Annotated in this window: 23 protein-coding genes; 8 read left to right on the forward strand and 15 right to left on the reverse strand. The window is 51.5% G+C overall.

Annotated elements, in window-relative coordinates:
- Positions 1–236 precede the first annotated feature (236 nt).
- The 5 genes from gor to METMI_RS0115890 all read right to left on the reverse strand — a co-directional run bounded on the left by gor (position 237) and on the right by METMI_RS0115890 (position 3,941).
- Complete coding sequence (gor, locus tag METMI_RS0115870; protein ID WP_029151749.1) at positions 237–1,589, reverse strand: glutathione-disulfide reductase; 1,353 nt, start codon at positions 1,587–1,589, stop codon at positions 237–239.
- 91 nt (positions 1,590–1,680) lie between these two features.
- Positions 1,681–2,202 (reverse strand): peroxiredoxin, encoded by a 522-nt coding sequence (locus tag METMI_RS0115875; RefSeq protein WP_019867283.1) that lies wholly within the window; start codon positions 2,200–2,202, stop codon positions 1,681–1,683.
- 40 nt (positions 2,203–2,242) lie between these two features.
- Positions 2,243–2,527 (reverse strand): encapsulin-associated ferritin-like protein, encoded by a 285-nt coding sequence (locus tag METMI_RS0115880; protein ID WP_019867284.1) that lies wholly within the window; start codon positions 2,525–2,527, stop codon positions 2,243–2,245.
- A 160-nt stretch (positions 2,528–2,687) separates the two neighbouring features.
- Positions 2,688–3,248: a methylated-DNA--[protein]-cysteine S-methyltransferase gene (locus METMI_RS0115885; RefSeq protein ID WP_019867285.1), complete on the reverse strand. Its 561-nt coding sequence runs from the start codon at positions 3,246–3,248 to the stop codon at positions 2,688–2,690.
- A 69-nt stretch (positions 3,249–3,317) separates the two neighbouring features.
- Positions 3,318–3,941 carry a glutathione S-transferase family protein gene (locus METMI_RS0115890; RefSeq protein WP_019867286.1) on the reverse strand — a complete coding sequence of 208 codons (624 nt, stop codon included), beginning with the start codon at positions 3,939–3,941 and terminating at the stop codon, positions 3,318–3,320.
- Positions 3,942–4,020: 79 nt separating this feature from the next.
- On the opposite strand from METMI_RS0115890, the gene METMI_RS27070 reads away from it, so the two are divergent.
- The 3 genes from METMI_RS27070 (at position 4,021) to METMI_RS0115905 (ending at position 9,447) form a co-directional block, all read left to right on the forward strand.
- Positions 4,021–4,173 (forward strand): hypothetical protein, encoded by a 153-nt coding sequence (locus tag METMI_RS27070; RefSeq protein WP_156829875.1) that lies wholly within the window; start codon positions 4,021–4,023, stop codon positions 4,171–4,173.
- Positions 4,174–4,723: 550 nt separating this feature from the next.
- Positions 4,724–8,806: a beta strand repeat-containing protein gene (locus METMI_RS27075; RefSeq protein WP_019867288.1), complete on the forward strand. Its 4,083-nt coding sequence runs from the start codon at positions 4,724–4,726 to the stop codon at positions 8,804–8,806.
- A gap of 86 nt (positions 8,807–8,892) precedes the next feature.
- Positions 8,893–9,447 (forward strand): GNAT family N-acetyltransferase, encoded by a 555-nt coding sequence (locus METMI_RS0115905; protein WP_019867289.1) that lies wholly within the window; start codon positions 8,893–8,895, stop codon positions 9,445–9,447.
- A 38-nt stretch (positions 9,448–9,485) separates the two neighbouring features.
- Here the strand turns inward: METMI_RS0115905 and METMI_RS24335 are convergent, their stop codons facing one another.
- Positions 9,486–10,601: an acyltransferase family protein gene (locus METMI_RS24335; protein WP_019867290.1), complete on the reverse strand. Its 1,116-nt coding sequence runs from the start codon at positions 10,599–10,601 to the stop codon at positions 9,486–9,488.
- Between the two features lie 124 nt (positions 10,602–10,725).
- Here METMI_RS24335 and METMI_RS27930 point away from each other — a divergent pair, with 124 nt between their 5' ends.
- Together METMI_RS27930 and METMI_RS27935 are read left to right on the forward strand one after the other, a co-directional pair.
- Complete coding sequence (locus METMI_RS27930) at positions 10,726–11,172, forward strand: transposase family protein (RefSeq protein WP_019864420.1); 447 nt, start codon at positions 10,726–10,728, stop codon at positions 11,170–11,172.
- 7 nt (positions 11,173–11,179) lie between these two features.
- Entirely contained in the window at positions 11,180–11,563 is a 384-nt protein-coding gene (locus tag METMI_RS27935) for an IS5/IS1182 family transposase (RefSeq protein ID WP_019864421.1), read from the forward strand.
- Between the two features lie 379 nt (positions 11,564–11,942).
- Here the strand turns inward: METMI_RS27935 and METMI_RS0115920 are convergent, their stop codons facing one another.
- The 9 genes from METMI_RS0115920 to METMI_RS0115960 form a co-directional block, all read right to left on the reverse strand.
- The gene (locus tag METMI_RS0115920) at positions 11,943–12,257 is read right to left on the reverse strand and encodes a DUF167 domain-containing protein (protein WP_019867291.1); all 315 of its coding nucleotides are present in this window, start codon (positions 12,255–12,257) and stop codon (positions 11,943–11,945) included.
- Positions 12,258–12,590: 333 nt separating this feature from the next.
- The gene (locus METMI_RS0115925; RefSeq protein ID WP_019867292.1) at positions 12,591–13,403 is read right to left on the reverse strand and encodes a formylmethanofuran dehydrogenase subunit C; all 813 of its coding nucleotides are present in this window, start codon (positions 13,401–13,403) and stop codon (positions 12,591–12,593) included.
- Entirely contained in the window at positions 13,400–14,296 is an 897-nt protein-coding gene (gene fhcD / locus METMI_RS0115930; protein WP_019867293.1) for a formylmethanofuran--tetrahydromethanopterin N-formyltransferase, read from the reverse strand. Before fhcD ends, METMI_RS0115925 begins: the two co-directional genes overlap by 4 nt.
- 54 nt (positions 14,297–14,350) lie before the next feature.
- Positions 14,351–14,716, reverse strand: a complete 366-nt coding sequence (locus tag METMI_RS0115935; protein ID WP_019867294.1) for a type II toxin-antitoxin system VapC family toxin — start codon at positions 14,714–14,716, stop codon at positions 14,351–14,353.
- Positions 14,713–14,967, reverse strand: a complete 255-nt coding sequence (locus METMI_RS0115940) for a hypothetical protein (RefSeq protein ID WP_019867295.1) — start codon at positions 14,965–14,967, stop codon at positions 14,713–14,715. Before METMI_RS0115940 ends, METMI_RS0115935 begins: the two co-directional genes overlap by 4 nt.
- Before the next feature lie 79 nt (positions 14,968–15,046).
- Entirely contained in the window at positions 15,047–15,331 is a 285-nt protein-coding gene (locus tag METMI_RS0115945; protein ID WP_019867296.1) for a type II toxin-antitoxin system RelE family toxin, read from the reverse strand.
- Complete coding sequence (locus tag METMI_RS0115950; RefSeq protein ID WP_019867297.1) at positions 15,321–15,569, reverse strand: type II toxin-antitoxin system Phd/YefM family antitoxin; 249 nt, start codon at positions 15,567–15,569, stop codon at positions 15,321–15,323. The genes METMI_RS0115945 and METMI_RS0115950 overlap by 11 nt, the downstream gene beginning before the upstream one ends.
- Before the next feature lie 417 nt (positions 15,570–15,986).
- A complete protein-coding gene (locus tag METMI_RS0115955; RefSeq protein ID WP_019867298.1) occupies positions 15,987–17,642 on the reverse strand; it encodes a formylmethanofuran dehydrogenase subunit A in 1,656 nt (551 codons plus the stop codon).
- An 86-nt stretch (positions 17,643–17,728) separates the two neighbouring features.
- The gene (locus METMI_RS0115960; RefSeq protein ID WP_019867299.1) at positions 17,729–18,994 is read right to left on the reverse strand and encodes a formylmethanofuran dehydrogenase subunit B; all 1,266 of its coding nucleotides are present in this window, start codon (positions 18,992–18,994) and stop codon (positions 17,729–17,731) included.
- 542 nt (positions 18,995–19,536) lie between these two features.
- On the opposite strand from METMI_RS0115960, the gene METMI_RS0115965 reads away from it, so the two are divergent.
- The 3 genes from METMI_RS0115965 (at position 19,537) to METMI_RS0115975 (ending at position 23,840) form a co-directional block, all read left to right on the forward strand.
- On the forward strand, positions 19,537–20,589 hold the full coding sequence (locus METMI_RS0115965; protein WP_019867300.1) for an OmpA family protein: 1,053 nt from the start codon (positions 19,537–19,539) through the stop codon (positions 20,587–20,589).
- Positions 20,590–20,790: 201 nt separating this feature from the next.
- Complete coding sequence (locus METMI_RS0115970) at positions 20,791–22,497, forward strand: type I secretion system permease/ATPase (protein WP_019867301.1); 1,707 nt, start codon at positions 20,791–20,793, stop codon at positions 22,495–22,497.
- Positions 22,494–23,840 (forward strand): HlyD family type I secretion periplasmic adaptor subunit, encoded by a 1,347-nt coding sequence (locus METMI_RS0115975; RefSeq protein ID WP_019867302.1) that lies wholly within the window; start codon positions 22,494–22,496, stop codon positions 23,838–23,840. Before METMI_RS0115970 ends, METMI_RS0115975 begins: the two co-directional genes overlap by 4 nt.
- Positions 23,841–23,843: the final 3 nt, after the last annotated feature.

Below are 23,843 nucleotides of genomic sequence, written 5' to 3' on the forward strand. Positions count from 1 at the left end.
GGCACGAACAAAATAGGGGCGGGGGCTTTTCGTGCATTTTGTGTCTCCTAAATGCGCCTATTGTTGGGTTACGCTATCGCTAACCCAACATACATAAGCGTAACAAATTGATTTTCATTAGTTATATATTAACTTAACGGCATGGGTTACAAACCCGTTCCAGCGAGTATCCCCAATTGAGCCACACGAAACAATCCAAGCCCCCGTATTTTGTTCGTGCTTTTCGTGGACAAAAATCAATCAACTGGCTTGCGCATGGTCACAAATTCTTCGGCCGCCGTCGGATGGATGCCGATGGTCGAGTCAAATACGGCTTTGGTGGCTCCCGCGCGTATCGCCACCGCCATGCCTTGGATGATTTCCCCGGCGTCCGCGCCGACCATGTGGATGCCCAACACCTTATCCGTGCTGCGCCGGACGATCATTTTCATCAAGGTCTTTTCGCCTAAGCCTGAGAGCGTATGTTTCATCGGTGTGAACACGGACTTAAACACGGCAATATCGTCGAAACGCTTCCTCGCTTCGGTTTCAGTCAAACCCACCGTGCCGACATTGGGTTGGCAAAAAACGGCGGTGGGGATATTGTCATAATCCACGGGTGTCCGTTTGTCTGAATAAAGCCCGTTCACTAAGGCCATGGCTTCGGCGGTCGCGACCGGGGTCAGGTTGATCCGGTGGGTCACGTCGCCCAAGGCGTAAATGGACGGGATGTTGGTCTGATAACTTTCATTGACCTTGATTGCGCCGCTTTCACCCAGTTCCACGCCCAACGCTTCCAGCCCCAGCCCGGCGATGTTCGGTGCCCTGCCGGTGGCGTATAACACCAAATCCGCATCAAGGGTAGTGCCTTCTTCGGTCTGTGCGGTAAACCCGCTTGCTGTTTTTGCTATGGCGTTGATCTGTGTGTTGAGCAGGATGTCGATGCCTTTTTTCCGCATTTCCTGGACAACAAAGTCCCTGATGTCTTCATCAAAGCCACGCAGCAATTTATCGCCGCGATAGCACAAGGTCGTTTCCACGCCCAAACCGTGCATGATGCCCGCAAATTCCACGGCGATATAACCGCCGCCGACGATCAGGATACGTTTCGGCAGCACCTCCAACGCAAACATTTCATTGGAGGAGACGATGTGTTCCTTGCCCGGCATGTCGGGTATGGCAGGCCAGCCGCCCGTGGCGATCAGGATACGTCCGCAACGGTATTGCTGGTCGCCGACACGCACGGTATGGGCATCCACCAAACTGGCTTGGCCTTCATAAATCGTCACGCCGGCATTGTCCAGCAGGTTTTCATAAATGCCTTGTAGCCGGTTGATCTCCTGGTTTTTATTCGCCAGCAAACGTGGCCAATCAAATTGCGCCCCGCCGACTGTCCAGCCGAAGCCTTTAGCGGCCCGAAAATCTTCGTGGAAGTGCGAGGCGTAGACGAACAGTTTTTTGGGCACGCAACCGACATTGACGCAGGTGCCGCCAAAATACCGGTTTTCGGCAATCGCCACCCGCACGCCCATCCCCGCCGCCATCCGTGCGGCACGGACTCCGCCTGATCCTGCGCCTATCACGAACAGGCCGTAATCGTAATTTGTCATGTGCATTCTCTTGCCTGTTATGAAGTTGGAGCGTGGTCATCTTGACCGCAACAGATGGCGGACAGGATGTCCGCGCTCCGGTTCTGACCCACTACTGTTTTAAATAAGCCAACATCGTGTCCGCATCACTGACGGTGAACGGGTCTTCGGGGTGGTTATCGGCTATGCCAGGTTCGCTGAACACTTTGACGATGGCCTTATCGTCCACCAACATCGCATAACGCCATGAACGGTAGCCAAAGCCCAGGTTCTCTTTTTTCACCAACATGCCCATGCCGCGGGTGAAATCGCCGTTTCCATCCGGCAACATCTTGACGTTCTTGATGCCCAAATGCTTGCCCCATTGGAACATCGTGAAGGCGTCGTTGACGCTCAGGCAATACACTTCATCAACGCCTTGGGCGATGATTTCTGGGTATTTGGCTTCAAAGCCCGGCAAATGGGTGCTGGAGCAGGTGGGCGTGAACGCGCCGGGCAAGGCCAGGACAACGATTTTCTTGCCTTTGAAAATATCGTCGGTGCTGACATCTTGCCAGCGGAAGGGGTTGTCGCCGCCGATGCTTTCATCGCGGACGCGGGTTTTAAAAATTACATTAGGTACGGTTAAGCTCATGTCATTGCTCCGGTTATTAGGGTTGGTGTAGTCCAAGGTTTCAATGCGCGATAGGCTTGTCGGTGAACAGGTAATCGCGCAGTTCATGGTCGAATTTCGGGTCTTTGCGGCGTATCCATTCCAGCACCATCGCCGCGTGTTCTTTTTCCTCATCGCGGTTATGCGCGAGTATCGCTTTCAGTTCGGTGTCCTTGCAGGCATCGACCCGTTGGTTATACCAATCAACCGCTTCCAGTTCTTCCATCAGTGACGTGATCGCCCGGTGCATGTCGCGGGTCGCATCGGACAATTCGTCAATGGGTTCGTGATAACCTTCATTTGCCATGCTCAGTGCCTCTGGTTTTGGTGAAAAATGCGGGCGGGGAAAATGGGGGCTGCTTACCCTGTTCCCGTCCAGTTGATGGATAGTCTAACGGCTGTGCGGCTTATTAAAAAATTGATTGTTCCTATTAAAACAATTGATATAGTCAATACAAGCCCCTCTGCTATTTAAGCGTCACCGGCAATCCGGCAGCCGCACCTTCGGCCGCCAACATCCGTATTTTGGTCGCCAGCCCGCCAGGTGCGGAAAACCCGCCGGGCTTGCCACCGGAAGCGAGGACACGATGGCAGGGGATGATGAGCGCGACCGGATTCTTGCCCAAGGCTTGGCCAACGGCACGGGCCGCCGCCGGGCAGCCCATCGCTTTGGCCAGTTCACCGTAAGTCCGGGTCTCGCCTGCCGGGATGGTGCGGGCGGCGGCATAGACTTGTTGTGCAAACGGGCCGGCGCCGCCCAAATCCAGGACGATGTCTTGAAAATCTTGGGGATCGCCATTGAAGTGCCTGCCAACTTTCCTGATAATCCGGGAAAGATAAGGTGGCGGGTCTGATGGGTGGGTGCCGCCATCCCGCACGATCCTCTGTCCGGTCAGCTCCGGCGTGGCCTCGGGAAGCTGTAACAAGGCCACGGCAGGCGTGGCTTCAGGGCTGCCTGGTTCCCGCCAAGCAATGGCGCACCACCCCAACGCCGTCTCAAACAGGCAATAGGCCAAGGGTGGCTTCATGGGCATTCTCCCTGGGTTAGCGGTGCTAAGGTCATGGCCGGCAATGGCGCTAGCACAAAGGCCATCATATCAACTGGCAGCACTTTGCCATTGCCCCAGGGTGACGTGGCCCGGCTGCCCGCAGACCCGGCCTAGCCAATGGCTGACGTTAGGGTAATCCGATAAAGTGAAGCCTCCCTCGCCAGCCACATGGGTGTAGGCATACAGCGCCATATCGGCGATGGTGTAACGGTCGCCGACAAAGAACGGACGGTTGTTGAGGTGGGTTTCCATGACCTCAAGGGCGGCACGGCCTTGCTTTTGTTTTTGTGCGAGCAATCCGTTGTTGAATGGCGTGTCCTCCAAGCCCTTGATGGACAACCAAAAACGTGCCGTGGCGATATTCGGCTCATGGCTATATTGCTCAAAGAACAGCCATTGCAGGACTTGCGCCTGCTCAAGCGTTGCGCTGGGCCAATACCTGGAACCTTGGGCGAGGAAAAACAAAATCGCATTGGATTCCGGCAAGAATGTCCCGTCGTCCAGTTCGAGCAGGGGAATCCTGCCATTGGGGTTTTTCTGCAAAAAACTGTCCGTCCGGGTTTCACCGCGCAAAATGTCCAGCGGTATGTAGTCATAAGGCTGGTTCAGCTGCGCCAGCAACAGCCTTGCTTTGTAGCCATTGCCTGATTTTGGGTAGTCGTAGAGCTTCATAGGGTTCCTTAATCTGGAGAATGATTGCCCGCAAGCCGTATAGCATCTGAAGTTACCGGCCCTGAGCGGGTTTGTTAGAATGATGGGCAAATATAAATCTTACAGCACGCCCAATGCTTTAAGGCTGGATTTGCCCAGTTCGATACGCTTGGCCGCATTCGTCATTTGCAGCAACCCCGTCCTGATTTCACTGGACTGGAGCCGGTCAATAATCCTACGAGAAAGCGGCTAAAAACAGCGTTGCAACAAAAGCTAGACGACAATTCATAATTTTCCCCTAGCCAAGAATCCGTTCATCATTTTGCTTTGAGTTTTGGCCACTAAATTTAAGGCAAGACAAAATAAAAAGCCGTTACGATATTTTGTATCATGGGCCAATTAGGCAACCCCTAAAATACCTGCAACGGCTGTTGTGATTATCATTGAAATAGCCCGCAGTGGCAAACAGAGCTCCAAAAGGCCAGGCCTAAGCTATTTGGCGGACATTCGCCGCCATCGTAGGCCTTAAACCCAAGGCGGCGCCGATACCTAGAAAAACAGGCGGATAACCTAACCTCCAGGAAAAGCCCCGGCGCTTGGACGGGAAATCCCGTCCGCAAACAGGCACTGCACTGCCATCAGATTGCTGATCGAAAGGGCCGGATCCGGTTTGGGTCTCCATGCCGAATTACGGGTTTGGCCCATCGCCTGAAAAACATAAGCTATTATGCCCCGTAGTTGTATAATCCATTGATTTTGTAAGTAAGCACCCATTCTAATAATAATTGAAAGAGGTATCTACCATGGCAAAAATACTTGGCAATTCCAATAATGACTGGCTTATCGGCGGCATCGAAAACGACTGGATCAATGGACTGGCCGGAAACGACCATCTGGAAGGTGGCACTGGCAACGATACATTACTGGGCGGGGAGGGGAATGACACCCTGCTCGGCGGTAATGGCAATGACAAACTTTACGGTGAAGCTGACGACGACCTGTTGAACGGCGGCAGTGGCAATGACTTGTTGGATGGCGGTAACGGTATTGACCGTGCCAGCTACGAGACGGCGGCGGCTGGCGTGACCGTGGACTTAAAGCTGGCCGCCGCACAAAACACTGGCGGCGATGGTACCGATACCTTACTCAACATTGAAAACCTCACTGGCAGCCGTTACAGCGACACCCTCTATGGCAACGCTTTAAACAATGACGTATTTGGCGGCCTAGGCAGCGATAAACTTTACGGTGATGTCGGCAACGATAACCTCTATGGTGGCGATGGCAGTTACGCCGATATTTTGGACGGCGGGGCCGGTAACGACACGCTTTATGGTGGTGACGGCAACGACAATTTAATTGGCGGAACTGGCAACGACAGCTTGGTCGGGGAAATTGGCAATGACACTTTGGGCGGGGGCACTGGAAGCGACACCCTCTATGGCGGCGACGGCAACGATAAATTGGACGGTGGCGACGGCAACGACACCTTATATGGGCAAGCCGGCGATGACAAACTGGTTGGCGGGGCAGGGGACGACAACCTGAACGGAGAATTAGGCAATGATATTTTGAGTGCCGGGATTGGCAACGACAATTTGAACGGCGGTGACGGCAATGACAAATTGGACGGCGGCGATGGCACCGACACCGCTTGGTACGATACCGCCAGCGCAGCTGTCACAGTGAGCCTGCTAGTAAGTGCGGAACAGGATACGGGCGGTTCCGGCCTTGACACGCTTAGCCATATCGAACAATTGGTGGGCAGCGGATTCGACGACACCCTTACAGGCGATGCCGGGAATAATTACTTCGAAGGCCGTGGCGGAAGCGACCATATCTATGGCGGGGAGGGCAACGACAACCTTTCCGGTGATAGTTACGGCGTGGCGGGCAATGATACCTTGGATGGCGGCAACGGCAACGACGGCATCGCCGGAGGTGGCGGTGATGACCTTCTGGAGGGCGGCGGCGGTAACGACAACCTGTCAGGGGATGGTGGCTACGATGGCCTGACGGGCAATGACACCGTGAACGGTGGCGACGGCAACGACAGCCTTTGGGGTAACGGTGGTGCCGATACGCTGAACGGCGGTGCCGATGACGACACTATCAATGGTGGTGCAGGCAACGATATTTTGGATGGCGGCGACGGGCAAGACACCCTTTACTACACGGACGCCACCGCCGGTGTCACCGTGAACCTGCTGACTGGCAATGCCACTGGCGGCGATGGCAACGACACGCTTAGCAACTTTGAAGCGGTCATCGGCAGCGGTTTCAACGATACGCTCACTGGCGATAGCGGGAACAATTACATCGAGGGCCGGGCAGGCGACGATAAAATTTATGGCAGGGAAGGTAACGATGTCATCTATGGGGACGCTGACGGCTTGGCTGGAAATGACATCCTGGACGGTGGTGATGGCAACGATAGCCTTTATAGCGGTGAGGGCAATGACAGCCTAACCGGTGGGAACGGCAACGATAACCTCTCCGGGCAGGCTGGGGATGACTCGCTGGAAGGCGGGGCGGGCGATGACAGCATGAACGGCGGTGACGGCAATGACACGGCGACTTATGCCAATGCAGGGGCCGGGGTAAGCGTTAGCCTAGGGTTCGCGGGCTGGGAATGGCAGAACACCTTGGGTGCCGGCAACGACAACCTGTCGAACATCGAAAACCTCATTGGCAGCGGCTACAACGACACCCTCACCGGCAATGACGGCAATAATCTCCTTGATGGCGGTGCAGGCAACGACACCTTGTCTTACCTCAATGCCACCGCCGCCATTACCATAAGCTTGGCAATCAACACCGCACAAAACACTGGCGGGGCCGGCAGCGACACGGTCAGCCATTTTGAAAACCTCATCGGCAGCAACTTCAATGACACCCTCACTGGCAACAACGGGGATAACCTCCTTAGCGGCGAAGGCGGCGACGACACCTTAAATGGCGGCACTGGCAACGACACCGCTGCTTACGGTTCGGCGGCCGTGGCGGTCACGGCCAATCTGGCAAGCAACACGGCCACCAGCGGCACGGATACCGACACGTTCGTCAGCATCGAGAACCTCATTGGTAGCAATTTCAATGACACGTTAACCGGTAACAGTGGTAACAATGTCCTAAGCGGCGGTAACGGCAATGACAGCCTGGATGGGGCGGACGGTAATGACACGGCTTCCTACCTCAATGCCGGAGCGGGGGTCAGGGTGAACCTTAGCTTGGCCACGGCACAAAATACGGGCGCAGCAGGCACCGATACCCTCACCAGCATCGAAAACCTGATCGGCGGCAATTTCAACGACAGCTTTATTGGCACTGCCGCTAACAATATCCTTGATGGTGGTGACGGCATTGACACCGTGTCTTACCTCAACGCCTCGGCAGGGGTGGCGGTTAACCTGGGTTTGTTGGGCGTACAGAACACCGGAGGGGCTGGGAGCGATAAGTTGTTGAATTTCGAAAACCTCATTGGCAGCAACTTCAATGACACGCTCACTGGCAACAATGGGGATAACCTCCTCAGCGGCGAAGATGGCGACGACACCCTGAACGGGGGAAGCGGGAATGACACCGCCACCTATGCATCGGCATCATCGGCGGTCACCGTTAATCTGGCGACCGGCAATGCCACGGGTGGTGCCGGTAACGACACCCTCACCAGCATCGAGAACCTTATCGGCAGTGATTTCAACGACAGCCTCACGGGTAATGCTGGTGACAACACCCTCAGCGGCGGGCTTGGCAACGATACCCTGGATGGGGGCGATGGCATAGACACGGCAGCCTATGGCGGAGCCTCGGCAGGCGTGGTTGTGAACCTGGGCTTGGCTGCCGCGCAAAACACTGTCGGGGCCGGTACCGACACCTTGGTTAATTTCGAGAACCTTATCGGAAGCCATTTCAATGACATCCTGACTGGCAACTCTGGCGGCAACCTGCTCGAAGGTGGCGGCGGCAATGACACCTTACTAGGCGGACTTGGCAATGACTCTTTGGATGGCGGGGATGGCAACGACACGGCGTCTTATGCCTCGGCCAGTGCGGGTATCATAGCCAATTTAGTGACTGCTACTGTCACTGGCGGAGCCGGTAGCGACACCTTAACCAACATTGAGAACCTGCTCGGCAGCAGTTTCAGCGACACCATCACGGGTGACGATGACAACAACAGCATCACAGGTGGCAGCGGCGCCGACATCCTGGATGGTGGTGACGGCAACGACACCGCGTCGTACACCTCGGCCAGCGCGGCAGTCATCGCCAACCTCGCTACAGGTAGCGCCACCGGCGGGGCTGGCAGCGACACCTTGGCCAACTTCGAAAATCTGGCCGGTGGCAATTTCAACGACACGCTGACCGGCAATATTGGCAACAATACCTTGAACGGCGGCACTGGCAATGACATTTTAAACGGCGATGCGGGCAATGACAGCTTATACGGAGGCCTAGGCGACGACACGCTGAATGGCGGCAATGGCAACGATTCTCTGAATGGCGGGGCTGGTGCGGACACCTTTAACGGCGAGGTAGGGACCGACCAAATAGTCTACACGGCTTCTGCTCTAGCCAGCGGTGATTTGGAAGCCGGTGGTTCCGACACGGTCATCGGTGGCGTCGGTGACCGGTTGGATTTCAGCGGCGCCATTGAGAACCTGCTACAACTGGGCGGCGGCAGCCTGTCTTCGTTAATCACCAACACTTCCGTCGGCCCGTCCATTAATGCCACCAACGGGCTTGCCTTCACGGGCGGTGTTTTGCAGATCGACCTGAATACGGACGGGAGTTTCAATGCCGCACAGGATTTCCAAATTGGCCTTAGCGGCGTAACTTCGGTGGTTTATAACGCCAGTGGCGATTACTTTTTATTGATGTAAAGCCCGTTATTACATATTGGGTGTTAAGTGCCCGTTTCCAAAAAGCCCTGTTTTGGCAGGGGAAACTAAGGTCAGCGGGCCATATAATGCCCCATAGCAAGGAAGGGAAGCGATTTACCGTGGATGTTGATGGCATTAAGATTGGCAAGGCCGCATCCAAAGATATCCACGGTTTGCTGGTGCTAACCCGCGCCTGTATCGGGCATATGCGCCGTCAAAATATCGACCAGTGGGATGAAGTTTACCCTGGCTTGGCCATTGTTGAAGCTGATGTCCGAAGCGGTGCGGCCTTTGTCGCTTGCCATCATGGAACGGTGGCCGGGGCATTTGTGTTGAACGGGTATCAAGACCCTGAATACAGCGAAGTCCCATGGACGTTCAGGGGCTGGCCAGTGGCGGTTGTCCACCGGCTCATGGTTTGCCCCGAATGGGAAGGCAAAGGCCTTGCCCGATTGCTCATGGAATATGCCGAAGCAAGTGCCGTGCAGTCAGGACATCGGATTATGAGGTTGGATGCTTTCTCGAAGAACCCAAGGGCGCTTAGGTTCTACGAAAAGCTTGGGTACCGTAACGCAGGCCAAGTCAGGTTCCGAAAGGGGGATTTTTTATGTTTCGAGAAAATCCTTGCCGGAATTGGATAGTTATGCGTTGTTGGGTTTGTCACCCTATCCCAACGGTTTTACAAGTTACGGTTTTTTCGGTATTTAAGGATTGGCGATTCAATTAAAAACCATGAGGCTAGGGTTATGGCTAACGTAACGGCGAAGGCGCTGGCTAGCATGGCTGTGTCCGGGTAAGCGAACCCACCGAAAAACGCACCCAATTGTTCGTAGCCGCTATAAAGCAGGACATGAATAACGGCATAATGCCAAAGATAAAAACCGTAGGATATAACGCCTAAACCAGCGAGTGGGGGCCAATCAAGCAGATGTGTTAACTGGCTCTGTTGGGCAACCAGAATTTTTGCAATTAGGGTTGCAGATGCAACGGCAGTCATGGCAAATCCGACAGATGTTACGGCGAAATCGTTACCTGAGTTTGTTGACAGGACGAAAATTAAATAAGCCACAGCGATTGTCCAGGCTTTTCCAAGTTTTTCCATCCATGACCTTCGTATATGGGCAAGTAATGCGCCCATTAAAAGGCCATCGGAATGGGTGTCGAAACCACAATAAGTCCTTGAGGGTGAGGTATGTATATTGGTCAGATAAACTCTCCACAAAATGACTATGATGGTCAAATTTATTAGGACAGTGATCCTATGCTGAGGACAAAGCCTAAAAAGTAGGGTAAGGACAATCGGCCATAGAAGATAAAACTGTTGTTCAATGGCCAATGACCAAGTATGTCCAGTCATTACGGCATCGTAACTTCCGAATGCACATACCCAGTTCATAACATACAGTAATGCGGGGATTATCTCTAAGGACGTATCGAATGGCGGCTTGAAAATCCATGCATATATTGCAATAGAAAACAGGAAAAACAGTAAGGCAGGATATAGGCGGCGTGTCCGCCGCAAATAAAATAGCGCAAACTCAATTTTCCCTTTTTTATCGTATTCACGGATTAGCAGCATAGTGATAAGGTATCCGCTTAAAACGAAGAACACATCAACCCCGATAAAGCCTCCATGAATTGGAACTAAACCGGTGTGGTGTAGGAATACAGCCATGACAGAGAGGGCTCTAAGACCATCCAGGCCTGCGATGCGTCCCTGATTGGCATCAATTGACGCGCTTTTTTTCTCAGTGCATACCGCTACGCATGGCTGCACTGGATCATTTTCATTCATAGAATAATCTGGTTGCGATGATGGGGTGCTCCTGTTCCTAATAGACATCTTTCCTAAATAATACAGATTAAATAAACCCCAATAAGGTTAAAATGGGCAACCTTCCTGATGCCGCCCAAAAGCCATGAAAACCTATGCCCAGCTGCCCACCGACAACCCCGAAGAATTCAAACGGCTGGTCGGGCTGTCAAAGGAAAATTTCCAGCATCTCAACGGCAAGCTGTGCGCTTACATCAGCGAACAAAAAAACCTCAGCCCGCTGACACGGCGAGGCCGGAAGGACAGTAAACTGGCAGCGGAAGACCGCCTGCTACTGACACTTTATTACCTCCGCCACTATCCGACCTTGATAAACTTAGGGGCGGTCTTTGGCATCAGCGAGTCGTATTGCCATAAAGTGTATTCGCGCACTGCCAGGCAGTTGGTCAAAATTGAAAGGCTCCCCAAGCGCAAGGCGCTGTTGGAAGACCCTGCCGCCACCTTGGCCGTTGACGTGTCGGAACAGCCCATCGAACGCCCCGTCAAAGGCCAGAAAGCCTTCTACTCAGGAAAAAAAACGCCACACGGTTAAGGCCCAGTTGGTCATCTGCGCGTTGACGCTGGCCATCCTGTCCGTAGTGGTGGGCAAAGGGCGGCAACACGACTTTGCCGTCTTCAAAGGCTGCCGCCTGTTGCTGCACCCTAAAGCCAACCTGTTGGCGGATTCGGGATACCAAGGGATGCACGGCCATCACCGGAATTCGACTTTGCCTATCAAAAAGCAAAAAGGCAAGCCTCTTTCTGCCGAAGACAAAGCCCACAATAAAATCCTTTCAAAACAGCGGGTTTTCATTGAGCATGTCAACCGCCGATGCAAGATTTTCAGGATCGTCAAGGACGTTTATCGGGGAAAACACAAAAACTACTCCCTGACCTGGAATTTGGTGGCTGCATTGGTCAACTTGAGATATGCCTGTATTTAGGAAAGATGTCTAATAGAGATAATAGTGGTGTCTTAAATTATTGCGCAAAACCTGAAATGCTAAGCCGTCCACGACGTTCTAACCCATCCTTCCCCTCATCCCATCTCGGCCATATCCTCCGCATAACGCCACACCCGGTCAATACCGCAGAACTTTCTGCAAGCGTTGAATTTAGCAATGCCAACGCCAAACAACATCGGCCAAAGCGCCAAGGTATGCGTGCCGCAATGATTAAAGCTGATGGATAACCGCCGGGATCCACGGCAATAACTGGGAACCAGCCAAGCCGGGGGCGTATCGCGTATCTTTTTAGGGTTGTTGATTATCTGTAGTGCTTCGAAAATGGAAAGCGACGCGTATACCCGATACCCTAGCAAACTTAAGATAAGTGCTTCTTGATGACGGACGGCAAACATTTAGGTGACTTAATGCGCAATTGCTTATTTACATTGAACCTGCCGAACACGACTTCAATAGCGTTTTCGGCGACCCCGAACTCTTTAGCCAGAAACTTGACCATATGGTCGGTCGCCTTGCCACCCACTGGCGCCGCCGTGACGCTAATTTTAAGTTGGTTGCCTTTGGCCTTGCCGATTACATCCTGTTTTGCGCTAGGTTTGCCGAGGATATTAAGCACTAATGTTTCCCCATCCCAAGCGCAGAAAGAATCCATGGCCACTTTTTTATTTGCCACCCTGCCTCCATTTGCAGCTGTATCGTTTTCACGTATCTTATAAATCGGTGGCTATGCCACGCTCGAATGAGGGGTCTTATAGCCAAGTTACTAAGATCTATTTATATTTAATTCAATGGCTTGTGGTTGTTATGCCGGAGAGTGACGGCATGCCTATAATGGGATGCCGTCCTTGGCTTGTGGATTCCGGCAATCCTGCCGGAATGAAGTTGTAACAGAAAGCTGGCCGGATATAAAAATTAACGGGTCATAAGCCGAATTTTTGTACCCTTTCATAAGCCGTTTGGGCGGCCTTCTGTTTTATTTTCAAGCATTTTTAAGGTGGGGGATTGGTTAGATTTTAACCAAAACTTCCCCACGCCCCATCTCAGCCATATCCCCTGCATAACGCTGCACCCGGTTAAATGCCGCCGCGCTGTCGGCAAATTTTGAATTGAGCGTAGCAAACGCCTTAAACAACATCGGCAAAAACGCCAAAGTATGTGTGCCGCAGTCGTTAAAACTGGGGGATAAAACTGGCGGGTTCCACAGCAACAAGGTGCCACGGCGCATCGCATAGCCCAGGTAGCGTCCGGTCTGGCCCATGACGGCGATGGTGCCGGCGGTCATGCGCGAGCCGCAGTAATCGCCCGCGTTGCCTTCGATTAAAATCGTGCCGCGCCGCAAATGGTCGCCGACGCGCTCGCCCGCGTTGCCTTTGACCAAAATCAGGCCGCCTTTCATGCCCATTTTGTTGCCGGGCAATGCGCCGCCTAAAAAGTCGCCAGTGTCGCCCGCGATTTCCAGATAGCCTTTTTTCATTTCGCAACCGGCGTACAAACCCGCATTGCCGGAGATTTTGATTTCGCCGGATTTCATGCCCATCGCCAGATAAGCGCCCGCATCGCCTTCGACCGTAATGCTGCCGCCGTCGAGTTCCTTGCCGATAAAATCCAATTTTCCGAAGCTGTTCTTGATGATGATGTTTTGCGTGTCTGAACCGGACACGTTGAACAATTCATCCACACGCAGTTTGCGTTTGCCGCTTTGCAGTTCAATGGCGGCGATGTCGGACGGGTCTTTATCTTGCAAGAGTTGGCAAACCAGCGGCGACATGTCCACGCGCTGGTCAGGGCGGATTTTTAATGTGAATGTCAATGCGCTCATGCCATGATCTCCTGTAAATGAAAGTGGAACGGCCCCAGTTTGCCGCCGTAGTTGCCCGCGCTGATGCGTTTGATGCCGTTCGCCGCGCCCAAATTGCACACCGCTTGGATGCCGACGCGCATGGCTTTGTCGATGTCTTCTTTGGTCAAGCCGTCGATGACGATTTCCATCACCGATTCGATTTCAGGCGACAAGTCGGTTTTGGTCATGCCTTTTAAGGTCGGGCAAAAAGCATCGTTCGTGGATGCGCCCAAGGATTTGTATTTGGAGCCGACTTTAGAACCGGAACGCACCACTCCGCCCGGAAAGGGCATAATGACGTTGGGGATTTTTTTCATTTCTTCGATGGCGGCTTCACAAGCGGCAAGGGCTTGTGGCTGCGATTCTGCCAACACCAAGAAATTGCCGCCGCCAACTGCGCTGACTTGTCCGGTGGTGGCTTCGGTCAAAAATTCGCCGTCCATGACAGGAACGCGCCAGTAGCGTTTCCCGGCTATCACTTTGGCGATTTGGAAGCCGTCGCCGAAATAGCGTAGGTTTTTGCCCAGCGGGATTTTGGTGTCACTTTCTATGCCGGCAAATAAAGCCGAAGTAGGAGAGGTGAGTACACATTGCCCCGCGCGGGTTTCCAATTGCTTCGCCAAGCCTTTCCCGCCCATCGCGAAAATCATCACCGCCACGCCAGGGCGACCGTCTGGTGTTTCTTCGGGCGTTAAGGTGCGTTCAATGCCCGCTTCACAGCCACAGGCGATCACCGACGTGGCAAAGCCTGTCATGGCTTGGGCGGCGATCATCGCCCATTTTTCATTCTGCGCCGTGATAATGGCGCGGGTCGCCTTCATCGGAAAAGCTTCCGCGAAGGTTGCGTCGATGGTTACACCGTTAATAATCATAGGGTTTTGCTCATTGTTGAGTGTTTTATATTTTTTAAATTAGTTGCATAAACTTTACAATAATGGATTGATAACACTAAAGTTTTCAATCCATTTGAAATCATCGGTATTGCGTGTGGCTAGGGTTTTATTATTTTCAATGCACGTTGCCGCAATCAGTGCATCACCTAACGACATTTTGCGCTGTTGTTTTAAAGCGATGGCAATTTCATAACAACTCGGATTGAGGTAAATAACCTCCAAATTATTCAACAAATCGGTAAGGGCTTGTTTTTGAATGGGCTGTAAACGCGCAAAACCCAACACTTCGACGCGGCTAATGATTGAATAGCTAGGTTCATTATCAATAATCCATTCACGCAAATTTTTGTACTCGGCTTGTACCGCGTAAATAATTAGGTTGCTGTCAATCAGCATCATTCGTCATAACCGATATTGCGGTCTTGGCGTTGCTCATTTTGCCAAGCCACGCCGTCTATATTGGCGAAAATGTCCAGCGCGACAGCCTTTTCCAACGCATTTTTTAATCGGTCTTTGCGTTGCTGTTGGTTATTTATCATTGCATGTTGAGCTTGTCTTTGTTCTAAAAACAAAACAAAGTCAAATACTTCCGCTTGGTGTGCCGGAGATAATGTTTTCGCGTGTTGTTGGATTATTTCATCTAAACGCATGGTTTTTGCCTGTTATAGTTGAATGGCAACGCTGTACATTTTGCAAATGTGGTTACTTAGTTACATGATGCAGGTTGGGTTATAGCCGCTTCGCCGCTGTTTTATAAACCGCGTTGCGCTCCCGTTTACCGATTGCCACTACTAAAATGACCAGCTCTTGGTCACGCACTTCATAAACTAATCTGAAACCCGCTTTACGCAGCTTGATTTTGTAGCAGTTTTTAAGGCCACTAAGCCTCGCACTTTCTATGCGCGGATTTTCTTTTAGAGTATGCAACTTTTTAGCAAACTGCTCGCGGATACTGGGCGCAAGGTCATGCCATTCTTGCCAAGCCTGCTCTTTGAAACGAAGCTTAAAGCTCATCCCAAGCCACTTCTATTTCCGGTTGAAGTTTTCTCGATTCAACAATAGCAGCCAATTCAGCATCTTCGATTTTATCCAGCAATAATTCATAAGCTTTAGCCGGAATGCAATAAAACGCAGGTTCATTATGGTCAAGTATTGCCACCGGAAAACCATCCCCAGAGGCTACTGTTGCCAATGGGTTGTTTTTGAGTTCGGCAAGGCTAGCAGCGGTTTCTGCAAGAATAGTGGTTGTCATGCTATCTTTTCCCATTTTGAAAGATGTGGAGAAATGTCGTCTATAACTTTTTTATAGGAATCGTTCGATTTGCAAGAAATGCTTAATTTTTTCTTTTGTCCTTTTATAGTTTCTGCTTCATCTTTCGATAAGATATAAAATTTTTCGTCTTCATCTATGACCACAATAAGCAAAAAATCATATCTATCTTTAAGGTCAACACTATTATTCTTACTTTATGTTTTGTAAAAATGTAGTTTTTACCTGAATTCTTTTAACAGTGTCGTTGGGCAAAACTACAACAATATCCCAATCTGATTGTGTGTCGCTATTTGCACGATAAGCCTCTATATCTTTTTTAAGCAACTCAGCCTTACAAGATGCTCTCCAATGGCACCGATTGCTTTCATTGTCATGCTGCGAAGTCTCATTGGAGGTTTATCCTTTCAAGGGATGCACCGTAATACTCCCCCGCCCATCTTCAGTAATTTCTTCATCGCTAATCTTGAAATTACCCAGTTTCATGGTCAGGTAACGGTCAAAATACTCTTTCAAACCTTTTTCGACTGATGGGTCAAAGTCTGGTTTAACGGTGTGCGTGGTGCCCCATTTGGTAGCAACGACTTTGCCGTCCACGACAACCAGCTCGCCGTCCTTAAAGACATAATCGGGCTTCTCGAACATTTGTTCACGGTTGGGGTTGTCGGTGTAGACGGTGATATCCGCCCAGTTACCGGCGCTTAACCCGCCGCGGTCTTTCAAGCCTATCAGTTTGGCTGCGCCGGCGCGGGTCATGATGGCGATTTCCTGCAAGCTGTATTCGCGGTCTATCGAGGCCAGCGTAGTCATTTTTTGCGCTTCGGGGTGGATAGTCGCCAGCATGTCGTTGCGGAAAGATTTATCCATCAGCAAGCGGATCAGATGCGGATAGCACGTGAACGGCGCGCCGTTCGGGTGATCGGTAGTCAGGAAAATGCGCCACGGGTCATCGACCAGCAGGAAGGTTTCCAGGCCTATCGCCCATTGCAAGGCGTTAACGAAGTTCTGGTCCTTGTATTTGAACGGCACGACGCCGCAACCGGCATCGCATTCGATGTCCATCGTCACCCATTTGTTCGGGCTGGCATGTTTGTGGTTGGCGTGCTGACGCATGCTGTCACCGGACGCGGTGACGGTTTGCCCGAACAGGATTTGCCCGACATCTATCGTGATATTCTTGTTTTTATTGACCGCTTCGGCAATCTGCGCCGCGCCGGACGAGAACTTGAAATCGCCTTCCGTGCCGTAACTGTGGAACTGGATATGCGTCAAGTGCATGGGCAGGCCACCAATGCCCTGGATGGTGTCCAGCGTGGTTTGCATATTGCCGGGTACGCCGAGGTTACAGCCGTGGACGTGCAGCGGATGGCTGACGCCGATTTCTTTAACGGCGGTTGCCAACACTTGCAGAATCTCGCGCGGCGATACACCGTAATGGCTATTTTGCTCGTCCAGATCGAGCTTGCGTTGGTTGAATTTGAAGGCATTGATGCCGCCGGGATTGACGACTTTAATGCCGATGGCTTTGGCGGATTGTATCGTCCACGCGACATAGTCGTTAATGGCTTTTTGGTCTTTTTTAGCCGTCAGCATGCGCAGCAGATAATCATCGCTGCCGAGCATGACGTAACCGCCTTTATCCAAAATCGGGATGTCACCCATTTCCATGTGCGCTTGGCGGGCATTGATCGGCAAGAGCGCGGGTTCAAAACCTGCGGTATAACCCATCTCGGCGTAGCGGTAGCCTGTCACAAACGTGCTGGGCATCGCGTGGCCGCAGCCGGAGCGGCAGATATGGGTGCTGGCGACCGGGTCTTGCCGGTGGTCTTCCGGTAACAAGGTACGTGCGATATTGCCTTTACCGCCGCCAATGTGGGTGTGCATGTCGATAGCGCCAGACATCACCACTTTGCCTTTTAGGTCGTATTCTTTATCGGGCTTGGCATCGGCGGGCGGGTTGATGATGCGCCCGTTTCCGATGTAAATGTCCTGTTGTTGTCCGGCGATGCCTGCGGCGGGGTCGTAGACGGTGCCGCCGCTCAATTTGATTAACATGATGTTTCCTTAATGCTTTTTCTGTAGGTTGGGTTAGCGTGGGTGTAACCCAAGTTCGGTGGACTGAATTGTTGGGCTTCCTTGCGTCAGCCCAACCTACATTGTCGTTCTATTGCATTCAGCACATCTGCGGTGCTGGGTAGTCCCGAATCCCGCAATTTTTTCAGACGGATGGCGACGACGTTATCCATACGGTAAGCGTGTCCGGCGTGGTCAATACCAGGCGTGCCGACAGGGATAAATACATCCGGTTCTTTGGTGAAAGTCATGCCAGAACGTCCGACGACAATGGTTGGTAAATCCGTTACGGGCGGAACAGAAACGGGATTAAACGCTTGCACCCAAACCAGTGTGTCCGCTTCGCCACTTGCCAACAATTCGCGCGTGTCATTCAAAAAGGGATCGTATTCGGGATAACCACGGCTAAAACGCGTCCGTGCCGGATAGCCTGTCGTCCAGCCGCAGACTTGATTGGCGGTTTGGTCACCTTCTTTGCCTGCCAGCGGCAAGCCGGAGCAGCGGACGTTTTGGTCGTTCAGGTCTTTAACCATTTCCGACAGCATTTGCACGGTCAGTTCGGCTTGGCTATAAGCCAATGCGCCTGCCGCCCAAGTCACCACGCCGTATTTGGCGGCTTTGAGCTGGTCGGCAATGGCTTGTAAATCGGCGACAGCAATGCCGGCGACACTTTCAGCACGGATCGGCTGTTTTTTGACCAACGCCCGTAATACCGCCATCACTTCCGGCAAATCCACAGTAGCGCATTCCAAAACGTGGGCTTTGGTGCCGTTAGGTGAAGTGGACGCTACTCCAGATGGGGCTTTGCCGAGATAAATCACTTGGCGTTGGCTGGTGTCTTCCAAAAACATCGCCTCCGTCCACAAATACCGTTCGAAAAAGCGCGGCGCGAAGGCTTCCAGATCCGTACCGACCACTAATAATAAGTCGCAACGGTTTTTTACTTCCGCCAGTGTGGTGTTCATCCAACCGGAATCTTGCAAAGCTAAGAAGTTATTCCGTGCGCCGACAAAATTCATATTATCGACCACCGCGCCACACCGGTCTGCCAAGGCCAACAGTCCGCGCATCCCGTTGACATCCGTCGCGCAACCGCCGATCACAGGCAGCTTGGTGCCTTTTAATAAATCCGCCGCTTTGGCCACAGCGGCTTCTAGGCTCGCTTCCTTGCCGTCCACGCGGGGGCGGGTGTCCGTGATGGCGTGTTCAAACAGCGGCGTGTTGACCGCGCAGCCGTTGGCCGTCACTTTCAGCGATACGCCGTCCACCTGGATGCTCAGGTCATCGGTGCCGATACCGCAAAAAGGACTGGGTACTTCAGTTATTTCAGTCATTGAACTGTCCTTCGAATGTTGTTTTTTAGTTTAAACCATTAACCGCTAGCGTCTTATGCGGTTATTTTAGCTTGAATTGTTTGGGCTGTCTTGATGTACGAGATAATAAGGGAATTAACCGGATTTCATTCGGGTTAATGCGGTTTGGGTGTTTTGGATAAAATGGCCGGCCCAGGGATATTGGATGGAAAAACGGATAATTAAAAAATAAACTTTTGTTTCAATAGGGGTTTAAAATTAATTTCCTACAAAATTTTAACCGGACTGTCAACAATACATCCGCTGTGGTGGACAAAAATATTTGCCCTGGTTTTGATTTATCATTTAAATGAGCTATACTTTGTATCAATAAAGCCACTTTAATTATCAAAGTAACAACATAATTTTTGTAAGTTGCTAAAAAACGATACCTATCGTTTATCAGACCGCAAAGGATGTTATGCCCGGCAGCTGTGTTAAAGCCTTGTGTATGGATCAGGAATAAAGTACGTATTGATATTTTTGATTCGCCTATTTATCCCTCAACTCTCTAGGAAAATTGTATGAAAAAGTCACATTTACTGGCTCTGGCCACTCTAACCAGTGTAAGCATGATGTCAATTGCCCAAGCTGATGAACTTGTAGATAACAGATGGTATGTCGCGCCTTTCGGCTCTTATATCCACACGGGCGGTGATCGTGGTGCAGAAGATGGCTGGGGTGCGGGTATGGGCGTAGGTAAAATGCTGGATAAGCATTTTAATGTTGAAATTAGGGGGTTTTATCAAGAATATGATGCCAACCCTGTAGGTGAATGGAAAAATGGAGGCGGCACAGTCGATTTACAATATTATTTTTCGCGTAATAAACTGGCCCCTTACACTGTCATTGGTGCAGGTGGCATGGCCACTTCAGCGGGTGGGGTAAGCCGTAACGGTTCTTTTATCGGCGAGGCTGGCGCTGGTTTGGCTTATGAAATAAACGATAATTTCTTGTTGCGTGGTGATGTCCGCTACCGCTACAACAACAATTTCGACACCACCTATGGCCGGAATACCGATGAATTCCACGACATGGTAGTCAATGTCGGTTTCGTTGTCCCTTTCGGACCTAAGCCAACTGCGCCTGTGGCATTTGAGATGCCCGCACCAGCGCCAGTTGTAAAAGCCCCTGATTGCTCAACTTTGGATTCCGATTCTGACGGCGTTAACGATTGCCTGGATAAATGCCCTGCAACAATTGCAGGTAGCAAAGTGGATTTTGAGGGCTGCCCAATTAGTCTGGAGCTTAAAGGTGTGAACTTCAAGCTTGATTCGGCGGAACTGACGGTTAATGCGATGAGCATCCTTGACAGTGTTGCTGCAAGCCTGATGGGATATCCTGAAAAAGATGACATTGAAGTGCGCGGACACACTAGCAGCGAAGCGAGCGATGCCTACAACATGAGGCTGTCACAAAGACGTTCACAATCAGTTGTCAATTATCTGAAAATGAAAGGTGTGACTAACCGTTTGACAGCGAGGGGTTTTGGTGAAAGCCAACCGATTGCTGACAATGCGACAGAAGAAGGCAGATCATTGAACCGTCGTGTTGAATTAATCTGGATGGGCAAGTAATCGCTTACGTCCCCGTCTGTTAAAAAACCCGCTGTGATGGCGGGTTTTTTTTACCCTAAAATTAGCCGCTTCCGGCTTGGCTTTGGTTGATATGATGCAGGAATAAAAATGCATTGCCAGTCCAGAATGAACTTTAGGCTATAATTTTGGGAATCCATCAACCATTAGAGATGGTTTTTTTATCAACAGGAAGTCGTTATCATGCGTTTGCCCGCTTCAGAACTCGCCCAGGCCATTAAGCATTGCCGCCAATCTTTTCAATCTGCCGCTATTTTTAGTTTGTTTATCAATTTGCTGATGCTGTTGCCGGCCATCTACATGATGCAGGTGTATGACCGGGTGTTAGGCAGTAACAGCACTTCGACCTTGCTTATGCTAACGCTACTGGCGGTCGTTTTATTTGCTATGTTAGGGGCGTTGGAATGGATACGTTCACAAATCCTGATCCGGGTCAGCACACGCTTTGATGTACTGTTAAATGAGCGCCTATATAAGGTGTTGTTCAGGCAGGCATTGGTTAGCGGCGGTAAAAGTAGCACCCAGCCCTTAAGTGATTTGCTGGTATTGCGCCAATTTTTGACGGGCAATGGCCTGTTTGCGTTTTTTGATGCCCCGTGGTTGCCCGTTTATGTCGGTTTATTGTTTTTGTTCCATCCGACTTTTGGGGTGGTCGCCATTATTTCTGCTGTGTTGTTGATTCTGTTGGCAATATGGAATGAGCGGGCGACACATGATGATTTGGAGCAAGCCAACCGTGTGTCAGTGGAAAGCGCCAATATCACCGCACGTAATTTGCGTAATGCCGAAGTTGTCCACGCGTTAGGGATGTTGCCGGATTTGATGTCGCGTTGGCAAGACAAGCAACAGCGGCTGATCATGTTGCAGGCGGTTGCCAGCGAGAAAGCGGGGTTGATTGCGGCCATGTCCAAAACTTACCGGTTGACAATCCAATCGTTGATCTTAGGGTTGGGGGCGTGGCTGGCGATAGAAAAACAGATCAGCCCTGGCGTTATGATTGGTGGCTCAATTTTGTTAGGCCGGGCATTGGCGCCAATTGATCTGATGATAGGAAGCTGGAAACAGTTTTTGAGTGCGCGTACCGCTTATGAACGGTTAAATACCCTGCTCGCCCAGTTCCCCGTTGAGCCCGAGCGTATGTCGCTACCCGCCCCCAAAGGTGAGTTGCGTGCCGAGCAGGCTGTGGTCGCGCCGCCAGGTGCAAAATATGCGGTTATCAAAGGCGTTAATTTTGTGATCCAGCCTGGCGCCTTTGTTGCCTTAATTGGTTCCAGCGCATCCGGCAAATCCACATTAGCAAGGGCGTTGCTAGGCATCTGGCCAGTGGCCAATGGTGCGATACGTCTTGATGGCGCTGATGTCGGCCATTGCGACCGGACTTTGGTTGGCCAATACATTGGTTATCTGCCGCAAGACATAGAATTGTTCGACGGTACGATTGCCGATAATATTGCCCGTTTTGGTGAGCTGGATAGCAATAAGGTCGTTGCGGCCGCACAAGCGGCGGGTGTCCACGAGATGATCTTGCATCTGCCACAAGGTTACGATACCGAAATAGGCGGTAGTGGCGGCGTATTGTCCGCCGGGCAAAGGCAGCGTGTGGGGTTGGCGCGGGCATTATATGGCGACCCGGTGTTGGTGGTGTTGGATGAGCCAAACTCCAATCTTGATGACCAGGGTGAGCAAGCGTTGGCCAGGGCTTTATTAACATTGAAACAGCGGGGCAGTACGATTATTGTGATTACCCACCGTGTAGGGATTTTAGGGTTGGTTGACCGCATCATGGTGTTAAACGAAGGCGCCATAGTGCTAGATGGCCCGCGCGATGAAGTGCTGGCGAAACTTAACCAACGGCAACTGCAACCTGCCACTCCGGGAACCTCAGCATGATTTCTTCTGATAAACAAGCTATTGATAGAAAAAAAGATATGGACATTAACCGTTATGCCGATGATGCCCCGATACGCCGTATAGGTTATGTTATTGTCATTTTAATTTTTGGTTTTTTTGGGGCCTGGTCTGCTTTAGCCCCGCTGGGCAGCGCAGCTTTGGCGCCCGGCAGCGTCACTGTGGAAGGTTACCGTAAAACCGTGCAGCATTTGGAGGGCGGGATTATCAAGGCCCTGCATGTCCGGGATGGGGACACCGTCACTAAAGGCCAGGTTTTGATTGAACTTGAAGACACTTCGTCACGGGCGCAACTGGAAACGTTGCGTGGCCAGTTATTTTCGGCGCTGGCGCGGGAGGCGCGTTTGACTGCTGAACGCGATGGCATGGCCACGGTAAGTTATCCTGAGTTATTGAAAAATGAAATTCAAGATCCCCGTGCCCAGGAAGCCATCCGCGTTCAAGACCAATCGTTTACTGTACGTAAACACTCCCGTAATGGTGAGATCAATATCCTACAAGAACAGCGCCGGCAATTGTCCGCCAAGATTGAAGGCATTAAAGCGCAAAAAAATAGCCGGAACAGCCTGGTCGATTCGCTAAGTAAGGATTTGGTTGATTTCCGTGCCATGCTCAAGGAAGGCTATATGGAGAAGCAAAAAGTCACCGAACTCGAAAGGCGGCTGACAGAGGCCAAAGGTGATGAAGGCGATTTCACGGCCAATATCGCCACCGCGCAAACGCAAATTAGCGAAACGTCGTTAAAAATACTGCAAATAGAAAAAGAGTTCCAGCGGCAAGTCATTGAGGAACTCAGTAAAGTGCAAACTGAGTTGTCGGAGTTGCGCGAAAAAATCCAATGGTTGGATGATACGGTCACCCGGACCGTCATCAAAGCCCCTGATGCGGGTATGGTGCTGGGTTTGACGGTACATACGCTGGGGGCGGTTGTTCCGCCGGGCGGGCATCTGCTCGACATCGTGCCCCAGCAGGAAAAGTTGCTGATTGAAGCGCAAGTGTCACCGATAGATATAGACCGTGTGCATATTGGCCAGACTACGGAAATCCGTTTTAGCGCATTTAAGAGCGCAAAAACGCCCAAGGTTTCAGGCCGATTGATCGCGCTTTCCGCAGACCGTTTAAGCGATGAAAAAAAAGAGGTCAGCTATTATCTTGCCAGGGTGGAAGTTGACCAGGAGGGGCTTAAAGAATTGACCGGGCGTGGTTTGATTTTATTGCCAGGCATGCCGGCCGAGGTGTTGATCAATACCGGGGACCGCACTTTTCTTGAATATCTGATGCAGCCTTTAAGCAATATATTCGCCCGCTCGTTAATTGAGGATTAAGCA

This window comes from Methylovulum miyakonense HT12, assembly GCF_000384075.1.
Lineage (GTDB): Bacteria > Pseudomonadota > Gammaproteobacteria > Methylococcales > Methylomonadaceae > Methylovulum > Methylovulum miyakonense.

What these genes read in the sequence shown, in the direction of transcription:
- METMI_RS0115885 (WP_019867285.1), bottom strand. Translation starts at nt 3,248, where the DNA reads ATGAAGCCACCCTTGGCCTATTGCCTGTTTGAGACGGCGTTGGGGTGG.
- METMI_RS27930 (WP_019864420.1), top strand. Translation starts at nt 10,726, where the DNA reads ATGAAAACCTATGCCCAGCTGCCCACCGACAACCCCGAAGAATTCAAA.
- METMI_RS0115880 (WP_019867284.1), bottom strand. Translation starts at nt 2,527, where the DNA reads ATGGCAAATGAAGGTTATCACGAACCCATTGACGAATTGTCCGATGCG.
- METMI_RS24335 (WP_019867290.1), bottom strand. Translation starts at nt 10,601, where the DNA reads ATGAATGAAAATGATCCAGTGCAGCCATGCGTAGCGGTATGCACTGAG.
- METMI_RS0115890 (WP_019867286.1), bottom strand. Translation starts at nt 3,941, where the DNA reads ATGAAGCTCTACGACTACCCAAAATCAGGCAATGGCTACAAAGCAAGG.
- METMI_RS0115875 (WP_019867283.1), bottom strand. Translation starts at nt 2,202, where the DNA reads ATGAGCTTAACCGTACCTAATGTAATTTTTAAAACCCGCGTCCGCGAT.
- METMI_RS0115960 (WP_019867299.1), bottom strand. Translation starts at nt 18,994, where the DNA reads ATGACTGAAATAACTGAAGTACCCAGTCCTTTTTGCGGTATCGGCACC.
- METMI_RS0115965 (WP_019867300.1), top strand. Translation starts at nt 19,537, where the DNA reads ATGAAAAAGTCACATTTACTGGCTCTGGCCACTCTAACCAGTGTAAGC.
- METMI_RS0115975 (WP_019867302.1), top strand. Translation starts at nt 22,494, where the DNA reads ATGATTTCTTCTGATAAACAAGCTATTGATAGAAAAAAAGATATGGAC.
- METMI_RS0115925 (WP_019867292.1), bottom strand. Translation starts at nt 13,403, where the DNA reads ATGAGCGCATTGACATTCACATTAAAAATCCGCCCTGACCAGCGCGTG.
- METMI_RS27075 (WP_019867288.1), top strand. Translation starts at nt 4,724, where the DNA reads ATGGCAAAAATACTTGGCAATTCCAATAATGACTGGCTTATCGGCGGC.
- METMI_RS0115945 (WP_019867296.1), bottom strand. Translation starts at nt 15,331, where the DNA reads ATGAGCTTTAAGCTTCGTTTCAAAGAGCAGGCTTGGCAAGAATGGCAT.
- METMI_RS0115940 (WP_019867295.1), bottom strand. Translation starts at nt 14,967, where the DNA reads ATGCGTTTAGATGAAATAATCCAACAACACGCGAAAACATTATCTCCG.
- METMI_RS0115955 (WP_019867298.1), bottom strand. Translation starts at nt 17,642, where the DNA reads ATGTTAATCAAATTGAGCGGCGGCACCGTCTACGACCCCGCCGCAGGC.
- METMI_RS0115970 (WP_019867301.1), top strand. Translation starts at nt 20,791, where the DNA reads ATGCGTTTGCCCGCTTCAGAACTCGCCCAGGCCATTAAGCATTGCCGC.
- gor (WP_029151749.1), bottom strand. Translation starts at nt 1,589, where the DNA reads ATGACAAATTACGATTACGGCCTGTTCGTGATAGGCGCAGGATCAGGC.
- METMI_RS0115935 (WP_019867294.1), bottom strand. Translation starts at nt 14,716, where the DNA reads ATGATGCTGATTGACAGCAACCTAATTATTTACGCGGTACAAGCCGAG.
- METMI_RS0115950 (WP_019867297.1), bottom strand. Translation starts at nt 15,569, where the DNA reads ATGACAACCACTATTCTTGCAGAAACCGCTGCTAGCCTTGCCGAACTC.
- METMI_RS0115905 (WP_019867289.1), top strand. Translation starts at nt 8,893, where the DNA reads ATGCCCCATAGCAAGGAAGGGAAGCGATTTACCGTGGATGTTGATGGC.
- fhcD (WP_019867293.1), bottom strand. Translation starts at nt 14,296, where the DNA reads ATGATTATTAACGGTGTAACCATCGACGCAACCTTCGCGGAAGCTTTT.
- METMI_RS27070 (WP_156829875.1), top strand. Translation starts at nt 4,021, where the DNA reads ATGATGGGCAAATATAAATCTTACAGCACGCCCAATGCTTTAAGGCTG.